This is a genomic window from Actinotalea ferrariae CF5-4, assembly GCF_000603945.1.
In the GTDB taxonomy this organism is placed as follows: Bacteria; Actinomycetota; Actinomycetes; order Actinomycetales; family Cellulomonadaceae; genus Actinotalea; species Actinotalea ferrariae.
Genome location: NZ_AXCW01000073.1, coordinates 1 through 15,644 on the forward strand (window position 1 = coordinate 1; position 15,644 = coordinate 15,644).

Here is a 15,644-nt window from a genome sequence, read left to right on the forward strand (position 1 = left end):
GTTCGTCGGGCGGGAGGCGCTCGCGGCCCGCGCCGGGTCCGAGCCCTCGCGGGTCCTCGTCGGGCTCCAGGGGCTCGGGCGCCGGGCCGCGCGGCACGGGTACGAGGTCCGGCTGCCGGGCTCGGAGCACCGCGTGGGAGTGGTCACCTCGGGTGGCCCGTCGCCGACCCTCGGGTACCCCATCGCCATGGCGTACGTGACGCCCGAGGTGAGCGGCGTGGGCACGGAGCTCACCGTGGACGTGCGGGGTCGGGCCGAACCCGTGCGCGTGGTGGCCCTGCCCTTCTACCGTCGTCCCGAGTGACCGACCGACCCCGCCGACCCGACCCGTCCCAGACCCGCACCGACCGCACTGGAGCCGACGTGAGCGACGCCATCCCCACCGACCTGCAGTACACCGCCGAGCACGAGTGGGTGGCGCAGGGCACCCCTGTCACCGTGGGCATCACGCGGCACGCCGCCGACGCCCTGGGCGACCTCGTCTACGTCGAGCTGCCCGAGGTGGGCGCCGAGGTGACCGCCGGGTCGGTGTGCGGCGAGGTCGAGTCGACCAAGTCCGTCTCCGAGATCTTCTCGCCGGTCTCGGGAACCGTCGCCGAGGTGAACGCCGCGGTCGCGGACGACCCGTCGCTGATCAACTCGGACCCGTACGGCAGCGGCTGGCTGTTCAAGGTCGAGGTCTCCGACGCCGCCGGGCTCCTGTCGGCGGAGGAGTACGCGGCGCTCGTCCAGGCCTGAGGTCCTAGGGACCGCTGCTCCGTCCGGGTGAATGTCGCCAGATCGACCTGGGGCCTGGAGAAAATCGCTGACCTGCACGTTTGTCAGAAACCCGGGTGCTCCTACCCTGCCGCGACGGTCCGTGCAACGGCTCCAGCGCGATGTCGGGGGTGAAAACCGCGTCATGCGTGGAGGGCTGCGTGCTCTCACCTGGTGTCACCACGAGCACGCACGGTGCGCAGCCCGTGCCGTCGCCCCCAGGAGGTCACCATGTCGATCCAGGCCGGAGTCCCGACCCAGCGTCTCGGCGAGCCCCTCACGCGTCGCGAGCGCGTCATCCTGTCGAACCTCGACGAGGACGTCACCCTCGAGGAGATCGCCAGCAAGCTGTTCGTCACCCGCAACACGGTGAAGTCGCAGGTCCGCAGCGTCTACAAGAAGCTCGGCGTCTCGACGCGCGCCGACGCGGTCGCGTGCGCCCGCGCCTTCGGCCTGCGCTGACCCTCGACTGAGCACCCACCGGGCCACGCCCGGTCGGGTGCAGCGGCCCGGTGGGCCACTCGGGTGACGGTCGCCGGTACTGTCCATGCCAGTGGTCGTCCCCCCGGGCCCGTCCGGCCCCCGGTCGTTGGCAGGTGAGCGTGGATCGTCCGGCCGTGCCCGCTCCGGCGGACGAGCACTGGGCACCGCAGCGGATCATCCTGGGCCGTCGCCCGTTCGACCACGCGGGAGTGCTCCTGGTCGAGCGTGACCAGTACGGGCAGGTCCTGACCCAGGCGCCCCTGGAGGGGATGGCGGCCGTCGAGCACCGGTACCCGGTGTGGGCGCAAGGGCCCTTCGGACGGGTCGAGCCGGAGCGCCGGCTCCCCGGTCGACCCGGGGTCTTCGCGCTGGTGCAGGACGGCACCCCACGGTACGTCGGAGGGTCCACGGACCTGGCCCGGACGTTCTCCCCCCGGGGGCTCGGGGAGATCAGCCGACGGGACGCGCAGCGGAGCACGTCCGAGGAGGCGTGCCGCCTGAACCGGCTGGTCGTCGCGGAGGCGCTCCGCGGTCGCGCGGTGGACCTGTACGTCCTCACCGTGCGAGGCCCGGGCCGCCTCGGTGCCCTGCTGGGGGCCGCGCCCGACGAGGACCCGTACGCCGTCGCCGAGGAGGTCGCCGCGCAGCACCGTGGGGCGTGGCAGCTCCCGGCCTGACCGGGCTCGGTCCGGCGAGGCGTCGCGTCTCCTCCGCAAGGGTGCCGGGCCGCGGACGGCCGGCCGGTCGACCTGCGAGAATTCGTGCATGTCCGAGCGTCCTCTCCCCGTGGTCGTCGTCGCGGCCGCGCTGGTGGACGACCTGACGTCGCCCCGACGGCTGCTGGCCGCACGCCGGTCGCGGCCGATCACCCTGGCTGGTCGGTGGGAGTTCCCCGGCGGCAAGGTCGACCACGGCGAGACCCCGGAGGAGGCCCTGCACCGCGAGCTCGTCGAGGAGCTCGGGGTGCGCGTCGAGCTGGGCCGGGAGCTGGTCGCACCGGACCCGCGCGGGTGGCGGATCTCGGACCGGCACGTCATGCGGCTGTGGCCGGCGGTCGTGACGCACGGGACGCCGGAGCCGCTCGTCGAGCACGACGCGCTGCGGTGGCTCGACCACGGCGAGTGGTTCGACGTGCCGTGGCTCGACGCCGACGTCCCCATCGTGGAGGCCCTGGCGGTGCGGACGGCGGTCGGGCGTGGAGCCGACGACAGGAGCAGGTGATGGTCAAGGACCCGGTCAAGCGCCACGAGCACGCGGTCGGTGACGAGGCGGTCCTGGCGCGGACCGGACGCACGCGCGAGCAGTGGTTCGCGCTGCTGGACGGGGTCGGTGCCACGGCCTGGAGCCATGCGGTGATCGCACGGTGGCTGCGGGACGAGCACGACGTCGACGCGTGGTGGTGCCAGTCGATCACCGTCGGCTACGAGCAGGCCCGTGGCCTGCGGGCGCCGGGCCAGCGTCCGGACGGCACCTTCGAGGCGAGCTCCAGCGTGACGGTGCCGGTGGCCGCCGGAACCGTCTGGGCGTGGTGCGCGGAGCCCGACCGGCGCGGGCGGTGGCTGGACGTGCCGGTCGAGGTCACCGGCGAGACCTCCGGCCGGACCATCCGGATGGCGCTCGACGACGGCGCCCGGGTGCTGCTCAGCACCGATGCCCTCCCGGACGGCCGCACCGGTCCCCGCACCAGGGTCACCATCACCCACCGCGGTCTGGCCTCCGCGGAGGAGGTCGCCGCGCACAAGGAGCGGTGGGCGGTCCGGCTGCGCAACCTCAAGGAGCTCGCCGCCGGGTGAACCGGTCGGTCGACCGCTGGGTCAGCCGGTGGGTCGGCCGCGGGGTGGACGGGCGGTCAGCCGACGGCCCCGCCGGTGACGACCGGGCACCCGGCCAGGTGGTCGTCCACGAGCCCGCAGGCCTGCATCGCGGCGTAGGCGGTCGTCGGCCCGACGAACCGGAAGCCGTGGGCCTTGAGCGCCGTCGCGAGGGCCCGGGACTCCGGGGTGGTGGACGGCACCTCGGCGTACGTCAGCGGCCGCGGCGAGCGCACCCGCTGCTCGGGGGCGTGCGTCCACAACAGGTCCGTGAGCGTGGTCCCGGCGTCCCACAGCCCGAGGACGGCCCGCGCGTTGGCGATGCTCGCCTCGATCTTGGCCCGGTTCCGGATGATCCCGGCGTCCGCGAGGAGGCGCGCGACGTCGTCGTCGTCGAACCGGGCGACACGCTCCGGGTCGAAACCGGCGAACGCCTCTCGGAACGCCGGGCGCTTGCGCAGCACGGTGATCCACGCGAGGCCGGACTGGAACGCCTCGAGGCAGACCCGCTCCAGCAGGGCCTGGTCGCCACGGACCGGCACCCCCCACTCGGTGTCGTGGTACGCCTCGTACAGGGGGTCGCCGTCGCCGAAGCACCGGCCGGTGAGGGGGACGGACGGGCTGAGGGCGGGCGGCGCGGCCCCGCCCGGCGGCGAGGGGTGGCCGGGCGGCGACAGGGAGGTGGTCGGCATGTGCCGAGTCTGCTGCAGACCGCCGACACCGCTGCGGTCGGGACCGGGGGGCTGTGCAGGGACGCGACGCCTGTGGTCCTGTGGAGCGCGGCCGACGGCACGGGCCCGGGCCCGGGCTCAGGCGGGCGTCGGGCCGCGCCGGGGTCACCGCAGCAGGACGAGCTCCTGGGTTCGCCGGTCCGGCGCCCAGGCGAACACCGCGCTGCCGAGGCGCTCCACCCGGCTCGTCCCTGCGGGCAGCAGGGACTCCCAGACCACGCGGCCCGAGGCGAGGTCGAAGGCCGTCATCGTCGTCCGGCCGTCGCGCTCGCCCGGGAGGGCGATGCGGACGCCGTCGGTGATCGTCGGCGCGGTCGCCCCATCCAGGGTCGGGCCGAGCTCGACCTGCCAGAGGGTCTCGCCGGTCTCGACGTCGACCGCCTCGAGCCGGTCCCGGGTCGACAGCACCAGCCGACCGTCCAGCACGACGCGGCTGCGGCCCTCCACGGGTCGGTCCCACAGCTCCGCCCCGGTCCTCACGTCCACGCCGACCAGCGCGCCGTCACGACGCAGGACGAGGACCGGCGGCTCCGCGGCGCCCAGCACGTCGAGCTCGACCGGCCGGCCTCGCAGCTCGGCCGTGCGCTTCCCCTCGGGGCTGAACCACGCGCCGACGTCGGGCTCCTGCCAGATCCCGACGCCGTGCTCCGCGGACCCCGCGAGCGGGAGCTGGGCGGGTGCCCGCCCAGGAGAGGCCGGTCGGTTCAGGGTCCGGAGCTCCCGGCCGTCGCCGTCGAGCAGCGCCGTGGTGTCTGCGTCGCTGACGACGACGACGTCGCCGATCGCACCCATCCGCGTCGTCAGGCCGAGTCCGACGCCGTCGGGCAGCGGGACGGACCACACTGTTGCCCCTTGCTCCGGGTCGTAGCGGTTGATCACTGCCGGGGCGCCGGGCTCGTCCTCGATCACCAGCAGGAGGTCGCCGTCGACCTCGTTCACCGGGGTCCATCTCCACGGTCGCCCGCCCAGGACCCCTGGTGGCTCGGCCTCGCCCGAGGCCACGTCGACGAGGTAGAGGTCTGCCACCGCCTCGCCGACGGGCTGGTCCGCGGTCAGCGTGACGGCGCAGAGGGCGAGCGGTCCGTCCGTGCCGGCCAGCTCGCCGAGGCACTGCACCGGCCAGGCGCCCGGGGGGCCGTCCAGGCGCCACCGCTCCCGCCCGGTGGCCAGGTCCAGGGCCCTCAGCGCGCTGGGTCCCTCCGCCGCTGTCTCGGAGACGAGCAGCACGTCGGCGAGCTGGTTGACCGCGTCGCCCCGGACGTCGGCGCGCCAGGCCTCCTCGAGCGGCTCGGCCAGCGAGCCGACGACGCCGTGGACCTCGGCGTGCCGGGCGAGGTCGGCCGTCCGGCGGCGCTCGTCACCGACGGCGTAGGCCGCGGCCGCGACGACCACCAGGCCGAGGGCCGCGACAGGCCACCAGCGCCGGTGGGTCGGCCGGGGCGTCGGGCGGCTCCGTGCGCCGCCGGCGTCGTCGTGCTCGTCCTCGAGCTGGACCTGCGTCGAGCTGTCCCCCTGCATCACCCGACCCTAACCAAGGTCGTTCTCCCCGGGCCCGGTCGTGGACCGTGCGGGTCGCGGCGAGGCGTCAGAACCCGGTGCGCCGCCTCACGGCGAGGCGCGGGGCCTCGTCGTCGTGGTCGCGCCGGCCCGGCTCCGCGGCGACCGGCATGGACAGCAGGCCGTCGTGGACAGCGACGAGGACCGACGCGTCGACGCCGGCTGCGGGCGCTGCCAGGGCCTCTCGTACCCGGGCGAGATCCAGGGTGTCCGCCATGGCGACACGCTACGACGAAGCCGGTGGAACCGGACAAGAGCCGCGCCGGGTGAGGTCGGGGGTGAATCCGGCTCCGTCGTGGGGGAGCCGCCGTGCCGTCGATCGGTGCACGGGCTCCCCGCCGAACGGGGCCGGGCGCCCGGCGGCCGGCGCGCGGCGCCGTCGTCGTCAGCCGGCGAGCGCCGTCCGGATGCGCTTGGCCGAGACGGGCACCGGCGTGCCGAGCTGCTGGGCGAAGAGGCTGACGCGCAGCTCCTCGAGCAGCCAGCGGACCTGCACCAGCCGCTCGTCGCGGGCCGTGTCCGGCGCCGCGTCGCGGGCGGCGTCGACGGCGTCGTCGTACTCGTCCTGGAGCTCGCGGACCTGCCAGGCCAGGCCCTCGTCGCGTGCCGGGTTCTCTGCGGCCTTGCGCAGCCGGTGCAGCGCCGCGCGCAGGTAGCGGACGAGGTGCGGGAGCCGCTCCGCGCCCACTCGCGAGACGAACCCGTCGTGGACGAGCCCGGCGAGCTGGTCCTTGAGGTCCGTGAGCGTGTTGAGCAGCGCGAGGCTGGACGTGCCGCGGATCGCGACGTCGAGCTCGCGCGCCGCCGACAGCACCGCCGCAATGTCGCGGGCGATCGCGTAGGTGCGGTCCTCCAGGGCGTCGCGGGCCGCGGTGCGGGCGCGGGCGTAGGTGTCGGCGTCCCGCACGGTCCCGGCCCCGCCGACGACGGCGCCCAGGATCGCGTCGAGCGCCGCGCGCTGGAGGTCGAGGACCAGCGCGTCGGTCGACCGGTACGGGCTCGCGGCGAGGGTGAGCGACTCCGCGGCGGTCCAGCGGCTCGTGATCCTCCCGGTCGCCAGCGCGAGCTCGCCGAGCAGCAGCTCCCGCACGCCCTCGGGGTGCCGACGGCGCTGCTGGGCCGGGTCCGCGAGCACCCGCACCGCCACCGTCGGCCGGGCGTTGTTCTTCGCCGTCGAGGCGCCCTGGGCACCGGCTCGGCCCTGGGCCGCCTTGCCCGCGACACCGCCCGTGCCGCCGCCCATCGCGGAGCCCCGCTCGACGACGAGCGCCGGGAAGCCCTGGACGGTCATCCCGCCGACGGCGGTCGTCACCACCTCGGGCAGCCGCCCGTCGGGCAGGTCGGCCGGCCAGGTGGCGATCCCGTCCCGCTCGAGGTCGGTGGGCAGCCCCGCCCCTGCCCCCGCGGCGAGGTCGGCACCTCCGCGCGAGGTCGGTGTCCCGGACGGCCGACCTCGCTCCGATGTGCCGACCTCGGCGGACGACGGCGACCCGGCGCCGCCAGCCCGGCCCGCGGCGCCGTCGGCGGCCTTGGCGTCGCGTTCGGCGACGGCCGCGCGGACGGCGTCGCGGACCGCCGTGCGGACGGCGCTCTGGGACTGGGCGGCGAGGCGGCGCTGGAGGGCCAGCAGGTCCGTACCCTCGTCGAGGACGACAGCGCCGCTGCCCCGCTCCTCGAACACCCGGAAGGTCATGCGCAGGTGCGCCGGGAGGCGGGCGTTGCGCCAGGCGTCGTCGGGCACCTCGACGTCGCGCAGCGCCCGCACCGCGCGGCTGAACGTCGCGGCGAACGACGGCGCCATGTCCGCCGCCCGCACGACGTCCGCCCACGACGGCTCGTGCTCGCGGATCCACGCGACCACCTCGCGGGCGACGTCCGGCGCCGGCACGAGCTGCACGCGCACCGGCTTGGGCAGGCCCCGGATCGTCTCGGTGACGAGGTCGGTCAGCATCCCGGGGACGAGCCGGTCGAAGCCCTCCGGCCGCACGCGGTTGAGCACCTGGACGGGGATGTGGACGGTGACGCCGTCGGCCTCCGTGCCGGGCTCGAACTGGTAGGTCAGCGGCAGGCGGAGGTCGCCCTGCTTCCACACGGCGGGGAACTGGGCGAGGTCGGCGGCGGCGCCCGCGGCCTCCTCGGTCACGAGCATCTCCAGGCCGAAGGTCAGCAGGTCCGGCTGGTCGCGCTGCGCGGTCTTCCACCACTGGTCGAAGTGCCGGGCGGAGACGACGTCGGCCGGGACGCGCTCGTCGTAGAAGTCGAACAGGACGTCGTCGTCGACGACGAGGCCGCGGCGGCGCGCGCGGTGCTCGAGCTGCTCGGCCTCGGCGAGCGTGGCCTGGTTGGCGTGGAAGAACCGGTGGTGGGTCGTCCACTCGCCCTGCACGAGCGCGTGGCGGAGGAACAGCTCGCGCGCGTGCTCCGGGTCGACCTTGGCGAAGAGGACCTTGCGGCGCGCGACGATCGGGACGCCGTAGAGGAGCACCTTCTCGAAGGCGGTCGCGGCGCCCTGCTTGGTCGACCACGCCGGCTCGGAGTACGTGCGCTTGACCAGGTGCGGGGCGAGCTCCTCGGCCCACTCCGGCTGGATCCGGGCGGCGTCCCGCGCCCACAGCCGCGACGTCTCGACGAGCTCGCCGGCCATGACCCACGCCGGCGGCTTCCGGGACAGCGGGGACCCGGGGAAGATCGCGAACCGCGCCCCGCGGGCACCCAGGTACTCGTTGCGGGCCTGCGGCTTGCGGCCGGGCCGGTCGCCGCGGCGGTCCTTGGCGGCGGGCGCCCCGACGCGCACCTCCGTCACCTCCTGCACCCCGATGTGCGAGAGCAGCCCGGCGAGCAGCGCCTGGTGGATCCGGTCGGCGTCCCACGCGAGCCGCAGGGCGCCGGGTCCATCGGCCCCACGGAGCCCACCGGGCGCGGTCGGGTCGGCGTCGTCGGTCCGGTCGCTGACCCGGGCGGGGGGCCGGACCGTGATGCCGAGCGGCTTGGCCATCTCCTTGAGCTGGGCCACGACGTCCTGCCACTCCCGCATCCGCAGGTAGTTGAGGTACTCGGCCTTGCACATCCGCCGGAACGCCGAGCCGGACAGCTCGCGCTGCTGCTCGCGGACGTAGTTCCACAGGTTGAGGTAGGACAGGAAGTCCGACGTCGGGTCGGCGAACCGGGCGTGGAGCTGGTCGGCCTGGGCGCGCTGCTCCGCGGGGCGCTCGCGCGGGTCCTGGATCGACAGCGCGGCGGCGATGATCATCACCTCGCGCGCGACGTCGCGCCGGCCGCCCTCGACGATCATCCGGGCGAGGCGCGGGTCCATCGGCAGGAGGGCGAGGGCGCGGCCGACGTCGGTGAGGTGCGTCCCTCCGCCTCGCTCCGCGGGCACCGTCTCCAGCGCGCCCAGCTCGGTGAGCAGCTGGACGCCGTCGCGGATCGCGCGGGTGTCGGGCGGGTCGACGAAAGGGAACGCGGCGACGTCGTCGGGGGTCTGCGCGACGCCGACAGCGACCATCTGCAGGATCACCGACGCCAGCGACGTGCGGAGGATCTCCGGCTCCGTGTACTCGGGGCGGGAGAGGAAGTCGGCCTCGGAGTAGAGCCGGATCGCGACGCCCTCGGCGACGCGCCCGCAGCGCCCGGAGCGCTGGTTCGCCGACGCCTGGCTGATCGGCTCGATCGGCAGGCGCTGGACCTTGGTCGCCTTGGACCAGCGCGAGATGCGCGCGGTGCCCGGGTCGACGACGTACCGGATGCCCGGGACGGTCAGCGACGTCTCGGCGACGTTGGTCGCGAGGACGACGCGGCGGGCGGAGTGCGCGGCGAAGACGCGGTGCTGCTCGGCGGCCGACAGGCGCGAGTACAGCGGGAGCAGCTCGACGGCGCGCGGGTGGCGTGGGTCGGTGACGCGGGGGCCGAGGTGCCCGCGCAGGGCGTCCTCGGCGTCGCGGATCTCCCGCTCGCCGGACAGGAACACGAGGACGTCGCCCGGCCCCTCGCGCTCGAGCTCGTCGACGGCCTCGCAGATCGCGGTCATGAGGTCGCGGTCCTCGTCGGCGCGCGGGGTGCTCCTGGTGCCGCCGCCCTTGCCCTTGGGGGCCTTTCCGGCCTTGCCGGCCTTCGCGGCGGGCGGCGCCGGCTCGAGGTCCCGCAGGACGTCGTCGTCGGACCCCTCCGGGACGTCGGCGTCCGGGGACAGCGGGCGGTAGCGCAGCTCCACCGGGTACGTGCGGCCGCTGACCTCGACCACGGGCGCGGGGACGCCGTCGGGGTGCTCGGCGGTCGGCGGGCCGGCGAAGTGCCGGGCGAAGCGGTCCGAGTCGATGGTCGCCGAGGTGATGACGAGCTTGAGGTCCGGGCGCCGGGGGAGCAGGCGGGTGAGGTAGCCGAGGATGAAGTCGATGTTGAGGCTGCGCTCGTGGGCCTCGTCGATGATGAGCGTGTCGTAGGCGAGCAGCTGCGGGTCGCGCTGGATCTGCGCCAGCAGGATGCCGTCGGTCATGACCTTGACCAGCGTCTCCTCGCTGGACTGGTCGGTGAAGCGGACCTGGTAGCCGACGATGCTCCCCAGGGCGCCAGGGGCGACGGAGTGATCTCCGCTGAGCTCATAGGTGATCCGCTCGGCGACGCTCCGCGCCGCGATCCGGCGGGGCTGGGTGTGCCCGACCTGGCCGTCCCGGCCTCGGCCCAGGTCGAGGAGGATCTTCGGGATCTGCGTCGTCTTCCCGGACCCGGTCTCGCCGGCGACGATGACGACCTGGTGGTCGCGGATGGCCGCGGCGATGTCCGCGCGGCGCGCCGAGACCGGCAGCTCCTCCGGGTAAGTGATCGGCGGGACGACGACGGCGCGGCGCTTCTCGGCCCGCCGCTCGCGGCGCGACTGCTCCCGGGCGGCGTCCTGGGTGGCGCGGCCGACGGCGGCGCGGACGTCGTCGCGGGGGCGTCGTCGGCCGGTGCCGCGCCGGTCGGAGCCCAGGCTGTCCCCGCGCACCTGCGCGCCCTGGCCGGCGTCGGGGGTGACAGCAGCCTCGGGGCTGGCGTCCGGGGTGACGGCAGCGACACCGGCCGCTGCCTCCGGACGGCGAGGTCCGCGTCCCCGACCGCGTCCGCGCGAGCCGGAGCGCCGCCGTCGGTCCTCCGACGTCGGCTGCTGCTCCTGCTCGGGCTCACCCACGGGCGACCATTCTCGCCGACGCAGCACGGTGAAGCCCGCGGATATCCCGACTCCGCGCCGCCGTCATCGTGGAGCCTTCACCGCGTCCGCCGCGGGGAACTCTCCACGTAGTGCTGCCGTCACCGGCAGGTGCCCTGTGCTCAGCGCGGAGCGAAGCGGAGCGGGCGGGTCCGCAGCACGACCACGTTGACCACCATGCCGATCGCCATGAGCAGCAGTGCGGGCCACAAGGCGAAGGCGTCGCGGCGGAACGGCGGCTCCAGGAGGCCGGACGCGGTCAGGGCGAGCACCCCGACCAGCCAGGCGACCCCCAGGGCGACCCCCACGTACATCGGCGCGAGGTTGCGCCGGCTGCGCGGGCGGGCCGGGAACTGCTCCGCGTAGGCCTCCGGCGGACCGAAGAAGTCGCGCGGGTCGCCGTGCTCGCGCTCGTGCGCGTCCACCTCCTGCACGATGTCGGCGATCGTGCCCTCGTCGAGGTTGCGCAGGCGCAGGGCGTACGTCAGCTCGGTGCGGTAGCTCATGTCGTCGATCCCCCTGGTGCTCCGAGCCTCCGCACGGTGCGGAGCGACTCCTCGATCGTGTCCTCGTCGGCCGCCGAACGGGCGAGCCCTCGGCTCGTCGCCTCGAAGACCTTGCGCGCGGGCCCGGTAGCCGGGACCTCCCAGCGCGACGCGACCAGCCCGTCCTCCTCCATGGCGCGCAGGAGCGGGTAGAGCGTGCCGCCCTGGGCCTTGGTGAAGCCCGCGGCCCGCAGCGCGGCGATGAGGGCGTACCCGTGCTGCGGTGCGTGCGCGACCAGGCGGAGGGTCGCGACCGGCAGGAGCGCCCGCTGCAGGCTCTCGGAGGTGTCGGCCAGACCCATGAGCCGAGGATGGACCGCCCTAGGTTGGTCGTCAACCTAGATAGCGGCATGGATCGTTGCCGAGGACCGTGGAGTGCTGCCCGCGTCTGCCGCGGGGGAAGCTCCACGATCCGCTCTGGGACGGGCAGCGACGGCCGTCCCGGGCGGGGTTCCGGCGCGGTCACTGGTGCTGGCAGCCTGGGGCCCATGCCGCTCGATCCCCACGACCGCTCGCCCGTCGTCGTCGCCGTGGCCTCCGACGACGCGCACCGCTTCAGCAAGGTGGTCCGCGAGGAGATCACGCTCGTCGAGGGGTGGGGCGTCGACGGCGACGCGCACGCCGGCCCGACGGTCATGCACCGTTACGACCGGCGCAAGGAGCCCGAGCGTCCCAACCTGCGCCAGGTCCACCTCCTGCACGCGGAGCTGCTCGACGAGGTCGCCGACGACGGCTACCGCGTCACCCCCGGCGCGATGGGGGAGAACGTCACGACGCTGGGCGTCGACCTCCTGGCGCTGCCGACCGGCACGCTGCTCGAGCTCGGCGAGGACGCCGTCGTCGAGGTCACCGGCCTGCGCAACCCGTGCAAGCAGATCGACGCACTCGGCGTCGGGCTCATGGGCCGGATGGTGTCCCGGCGCGCTGACGGGTCCCTGGTCCGCAAGGCGGGCGTCATGGCCGTGGTGCGTCGCGGCGGCGTCGTCCGCGCGGGAGACGAGATCCGGGTGCGGCTGCCGGACGGCGAGCACCGCCCGCTCGCGCCGGTCTGAGGCGGCCTCCGGGTCTGGGTCATCGTGGCGACGTCCCCGCGCCGGGTGCGGGGAGGTCGCCACGGTGTCGCGTCGGAGTGCATCCGGGTCGGCCGCCGACGGGGCCGGTCCTGTTCGCTCTCCGCGCAGCCGCTGTCCTGAACCTGTGACCAGCGTCGATGATGTCGGCCAGGCTGGGTCCGGCGTCCGCGCCGGCCCCCGGGCGGGCACCCAGCATGTGCCGCTCCTGGGGAACCGGGGGAGGATGACGGACCAGGCCTGGCCCGGCATGGCAGCACGACCGACACCTGAGTGCGCCCGCGAAGGCGACGACCCGACGAGCAAGGGGACCGTGTGAACGGCAACGCGACGACCGTGCACAGCAACGTGGCCCTGCTCTCCCTCGCAGCGGTCACCCCCGAGCGCGTCACGACGTCCGCCGAGCTCGACGCGCGCCTCGCGTCCACCCTCCAGCGGCTGCGCCTGCCGACCGGGCTGCTCGAGCGCATCGCCGGCGTCCACGAGCGGCGCAACTGGGCCGAGGGCCAGTCCTTCGACACCGCCGCGATCGAGGCCGGCGAGAAGGCGCTCGCGGAGGCGGGCGTCGACCGCTCCCGCGTCGGCCTGCTCATCAACACCTCCGTCACGCGTCCGCACCTGGAGCCGTCCGTCGCCGTGCGGATGCACCACGGGCTGGGCCTGCCGCCGTCGGCGGTCAACTTCGACATCGCCAACGCGTGCCTGGGGTTCGTGAACGGCATGAGCCTGGCGGGCCAGCTCATCGACGCGGGCCAGATCGACTACGCCGTCGTCGTGGACGGCGAGGACGCCGACGAGATCCAGGTCAACACGATCGACCGGCTCAACCGGCCCGGCGCGACCCGCGCGGACTTCCTGCGCGAGTTCCCGACCCTGACGCTCGGCTCCGGGGCCGTCGCCGCCGTCCTGGGGCGCGCCGACCTGCACCCCTCCGGCCACCGCATCCTCGGCGGCGTGACGCGCGCCGCGACGGAGTTCCACGACCTGTGCGTGGGCAGCGTCACGGGCATGTACACGGACGCGAAGGCCCTGCTCAAGGGCGGGATGAAGCTCGTCATGTCCGCGTGGTCCGAAGCCCGCGAGCGCTTCGACTGGTCGGCGATGGACCGCTACGTGCTGCACCAGGTGTCCGACGTGCACACCAACGCGATCATCAAGGCCGCGAAGCTCGACCGGTCGCGGGTGCCGCTGACGTACCCGCGCTTCGGGAACGTCGGCCCGGCGTCGATCCCCATCACGCTCGCCCACGAGGCACCGCACCTCGCCCCCGGCGACCGTGTGCTGCTCATGGGCGTGGGCTCCGGCCTGAACACCGCGATGCTCGAGCTCGCCTGGTGAGGTTCGGCGTCGCCCCCGCCGCGCTCCCGGCCACCGGCCTGGCCGGGCTCGACCCCGCGTGGTCGCGCCTGGTCGCCGTCCCCGAGACGCCGCTCGCGGGCGAGCAGGGCTGGGGCTCCGAGACGCACGCCGAGGCCGACGACGACGCCCTGGGCACCCCGAGCGAGCGCCGCGTCCCCCCGACGCCCGTCGACGGCGGCGACCGGCTGGACCCGCTCCGGCGTGCCCCGCGGCCCGAGCGCACCTGGCACGTCCTCGACACCGGCGGGTGCCTGGCCGAGCTCGGCGTCGAGCCGGTCGGCACGCTGCTGTGCGTCCACGGCAACCCGACCTGGTCCTACCTGTGGCGTGACCTGCTCGCGTCGACCCTGCGCCAGGCGGCCCACGGTGGCCCGGCGTGGCGGGTGGTCGCGGTCGACCAGCTCGAGATGGGCTTCTCCGAGCGGACGGGCGAGGTCCGGACCCTGCGCCGCCGGGTGCGCGACCTCGGCGACCTCACCGACGCCCTCGGGCTGGACGGGCCCGTCGTCACCGTCGGGCACGACTGGGGCGGCGTCGTCTCGCTCGGCTGGGCGGTCGACCACCGCGACCTGCTCTCCGGCGTCGTGCTGCACAACACCGCGGTCCACCACCCCGCGGACGAGCCGATCCCCGCGCCGCTGCGCGCCGCGCTGCGCGTGCTCGGCCCCTCGACGGTGACCACGCCCGCGTTCCTGGAGACGACCCTCGCCCTGGCACGGCCCCCGCTGAGCCCCGAGGTGCGCGACGCGTTCCGCGCCCCCTACGCGACCGCCGACCGGCGTGGCGGCATCGGGGGCTTCGTCGCCGACATCCCGGCGAGCCCGGACCACCCGAGCTCCGCCGAGCTCGACCGCGTCGCCGAGGGCGTCCGGCGGCTGGACGTCCCCGCCCTGCTGCTCTGGGGCCCGCGCGACCCGGTCTTCGGCGACCGCTACCTCGACGACCTGATCGACCGGCTCCCGCGCGCCGACGTGCACCGCTTCGAGGGCGCGAGCCACCTCCTGGCCGAGGACGTCGACCACGCCGGCGCGACGCTCACCTGGCTCGGCGCCCGGCACGACGCCGTCGTCCGGCCGCAGCCCATGGCGTTCGGCGAGCAGCCGATCGGCCAGGCCGACGGCGAGCCGGTGGGCCGGCCCGCGCACGACGCGGGGGCGCAGCCCGCTGTGGGCGGCCACGTTTCCGAGGGCGCCGGCGGGGCGTCCGGGCATCCCGACCTGGTGAGTCCCCGTGCCGACGTCGACGCGCTCGCGGGGGTGACCGCCGTCCGGGCGCGGAGCTGGTCGGCGCCGGGGCAGCGGCCGCCTCTGTGGCAGCGCCTGGACGACCTCGCGGACAGCACGGCGACCGCACTGGTCGAGATGGCGCCGCCGGGGTCCGGTCCCGCGCTGCGCGGGCTCGCGGACGGTGTCGCGCAGCGGCTCGGCCGTCACGGGACCCAGGGCGCAGCGGGCCTCACGCCCCGCACCGTCAGCTGGCGCCTGCTGTCCCGGCGCGTCCGCGAGATCGCGGCCGGACTGCACGCCGTCGGCGTCCGGCACGGGGACCGGGTCTCGCTGCTCGTCCCGCCCGGCGCCGACCTCACCGCCGTGCTCTACGCGTGCCTGCGGATCGGCGCCGTCGTCGTCGTGGCGGACGCCGGGCTCGGGGTGCGGGGGCTGACCCGCGCGGTCCGGGGGGCCCAGCCGGACCACGTCATCGGTGCCGTCAAGGGCCTCGCCGCGGCCCGGACGCTGGGCTGGCCGGGCACCCGGATCTCCACGACGCCGCTGTCCGCCGCCGCGGCGACGGCCCTGGGCGTCGAGCTGTGCCTCGCCGACGTCGTCGACCTCGGCCGGGTCACCGAGCTGCCGCCGGAGCCCGCGCCGGACGACGTCGCCGCGATCCTCTTCACGTCCGGGTCGACCGGGCCGGCCAAGGGGGTCGTCTACCGGCACGAGCAGCTCGCCGCCGTCCGCGACGTCCTCGCGGCCCGCTACGGGCTCGGCGTCGGCGACGGGCTGGTCGCCGGCTTCGCGCCGTTCGCGCTGCTGGGACCCGCGCTCGGGTGCCTGTCCGTGACGCCCGACATGGACGTGACCGCGCCGCGCACCCTGACCGCGCGGGCGGTCGCCGCGGCCGTGCGGGCCGCCGACGACGCCCCCGAGGCG

15 protein-coding genes are annotated in these 15,644 nt (G+C 75.5%); 9 read left to right on the forward strand and 6 right to left on the reverse strand.

The features are described 5' to 3' along the window. The 6 genes from N866_RS08520 to N866_RS08545 all read left to right on the forward strand — a co-directional run. Window positions 1-304 (forward strand): glycine cleavage T C-terminal barrel domain-containing protein (locus N866_RS08520; protein WP_034225276.1); only part of this gene is annotated, 304 nt, incomplete at its 5' end. A 59-nt stretch (window positions 305-363) separates the two neighbouring features. Beyond that, on the forward strand, window positions 364-738 hold the full coding sequence (gcvH, locus tag N866_RS08525; RefSeq protein WP_034225297.1) for a glycine cleavage system protein GcvH: 375 nt from the start codon (window positions 364-366) through the stop codon (window positions 736-738). A gap of 249 nt (window positions 739-987) precedes the next feature. Then, the gene (locus N866_RS08530; protein WP_034225278.1) at window positions 988-1,218 is read left to right on the forward strand and encodes a helix-turn-helix domain-containing protein; all 231 of its coding nucleotides are present in this window, start codon (window positions 988-990) and stop codon (window positions 1,216-1,218) included. 155 nt (window positions 1,219-1,373) lie between these two features. After that, window positions 1,374-1,916 carry a hypothetical protein gene (locus tag N866_RS08535; RefSeq protein ID WP_034225280.1) on the forward strand — a complete coding sequence of 181 codons (543 nt, stop codon included), beginning with the start codon at window positions 1,374-1,376 and terminating at the stop codon, window positions 1,914-1,916. Window positions 1,917-2,004: 88 nt separating this feature from the next. Continuing rightward, a complete protein-coding gene (locus tag N866_RS08540) occupies window positions 2,005-2,460 on the forward strand; it encodes an NUDIX domain-containing protein (protein ID WP_034225283.1) in 456 nt (151 codons plus the stop codon). Next, window positions 2,460-3,032 carry a DUF4287 domain-containing protein gene (locus N866_RS08545; protein WP_052022644.1) on the forward strand — a complete coding sequence of 191 codons (573 nt, stop codon included), beginning with the start codon at window positions 2,460-2,462 and terminating at the stop codon, window positions 3,030-3,032. Before N866_RS08540 ends, N866_RS08545 begins: the two co-directional genes overlap by 1 nt. A gap of 56 nt (window positions 3,033-3,088) precedes the next feature. Here the strand turns inward: N866_RS08545 and N866_RS08550 are convergent, their stop codons facing one another. The 6 genes from N866_RS08550 to N866_RS08575 all read right to left on the reverse strand — a co-directional run bounded on the left by N866_RS08550 (window position 3,089) and on the right by N866_RS08575 (window position 11,367). Further along, window positions 3,089-3,742, reverse strand: coding sequence for a DNA-3-methyladenine glycosylase I (locus N866_RS08550; RefSeq protein WP_081802466.1), 654 nt, complete (start codon window positions 3,740-3,742; stop codon window positions 3,089-3,091). A gap of 144 nt (window positions 3,743-3,886) precedes the next feature. Then, complete coding sequence (locus N866_RS08555; protein ID WP_034225285.1) at window positions 3,887-5,299, reverse strand: outer membrane protein assembly factor BamB; 1,413 nt, start codon at window positions 5,297-5,299, stop codon at window positions 3,887-3,889. 67 nt (window positions 5,300-5,366) lie between these two features. Then, window positions 5,367-5,555 (reverse strand): hypothetical protein, encoded by a 189-nt coding sequence (locus N866_RS08560; RefSeq protein ID WP_034225287.1) that lies wholly within the window; start codon window positions 5,553-5,555, stop codon window positions 5,367-5,369. 168 nt (window positions 5,556-5,723) lie between these two features. After that, window positions 5,724-10,502, reverse strand: coding sequence for a DUF3418 domain-containing protein (locus N866_RS08565; RefSeq protein ID WP_034225289.1), 4,779 nt, complete (start codon window positions 10,500-10,502; stop codon window positions 5,724-5,726). A 140-nt stretch (window positions 10,503-10,642) separates the two neighbouring features. Next, window positions 10,643-11,026 carry a hypothetical protein gene (locus tag N866_RS08570; RefSeq protein ID WP_034225291.1) on the reverse strand — a complete coding sequence of 128 codons (384 nt, stop codon included), beginning with the start codon at window positions 11,024-11,026 and terminating at the stop codon, window positions 10,643-10,645. Then, window positions 11,023-11,367: a PadR family transcriptional regulator gene (locus N866_RS08575; RefSeq protein WP_052022646.1), complete on the reverse strand. Its 345-nt coding sequence runs from the start codon at window positions 11,365-11,367 to the stop codon at window positions 11,023-11,025. Before N866_RS08575 ends, N866_RS08570 begins: the two co-directional genes overlap by 4 nt. A gap of 186 nt (window positions 11,368-11,553) precedes the next feature. On the opposite strand from N866_RS08575, the gene N866_RS08580 reads away from it, so the two are divergent. From N866_RS08580 to N866_RS08590, 3 genes are all read left to right on the forward strand, one after another. Beyond that, window positions 11,554-12,117 (forward strand): MOSC domain-containing protein, encoded by a 564-nt coding sequence (locus N866_RS08580; RefSeq protein ID WP_034225293.1) that lies wholly within the window; start codon window positions 11,554-11,556, stop codon window positions 12,115-12,117. A gap of 333 nt (window positions 12,118-12,450) precedes the next feature. Continuing rightward, a complete protein-coding gene (locus N866_RS08585) occupies window positions 12,451-13,473 on the forward strand; it encodes a 3-oxoacyl-ACP synthase III (protein ID WP_034225295.1) in 1,023 nt (340 codons plus the stop codon). Further along, on the forward strand, window positions 13,470-15,644 hold a 2,175-nt coding region (locus N866_RS08590; RefSeq protein WP_052022648.1), incomplete at its 3' end, for an alpha/beta fold hydrolase. The genes N866_RS08585 and N866_RS08590, both read left to right, overlap by 4 nt.

Coding starts and splice junctions, on each gene's coding strand:
- N866_RS08530 (WP_034225278.1), top strand. CDS start 988: ATGTCGATCCAGGCCGGAGTCCCGACCCAGCGTCTCGGCGAGCCCCTC.
- N866_RS08540 (WP_034225283.1), top strand. CDS start 2,005: ATGTCCGAGCGTCCTCTCCCCGTGGTCGTCGTCGCGGCCGCGCTGGTG.
- N866_RS08545 (WP_052022644.1), top strand. CDS start 2,460: ATGGTCAAGGACCCGGTCAAGCGCCACGAGCACGCGGTCGGTGACGAG.
- N866_RS08550 (WP_081802466.1), bottom strand. CDS start 3,742: ATGCCGACCACCTCCCTGTCGCCGCCCGGCCACCCCTCGCCGCCGGGC.
- N866_RS08555 (WP_034225285.1), bottom strand. CDS start 5,299: ATGCAGGGGGACAGCTCGACGCAGGTCCAGCTCGAGGACGAGCACGAC.
- N866_RS08560 (WP_034225287.1), bottom strand. CDS start 5,555: ATGGCGGACACCCTGGATCTCGCCCGGGTACGAGAGGCCCTGGCAGCG.
- N866_RS08570 (WP_034225291.1), bottom strand. CDS start 11,026: ATGAGCTACCGCACCGAGCTGACGTACGCCCTGCGCCTGCGCAACCTC.
- N866_RS08575 (WP_052022646.1), bottom strand. CDS start 11,367: ATGGGTCTGGCCGACACCTCCGAGAGCCTGCAGCGGGCGCTCCTGCCG.
- N866_RS08580 (WP_034225293.1), top strand. CDS start 11,554: ATGCCGCTCGATCCCCACGACCGCTCGCCCGTCGTCGTCGCCGTGGCC.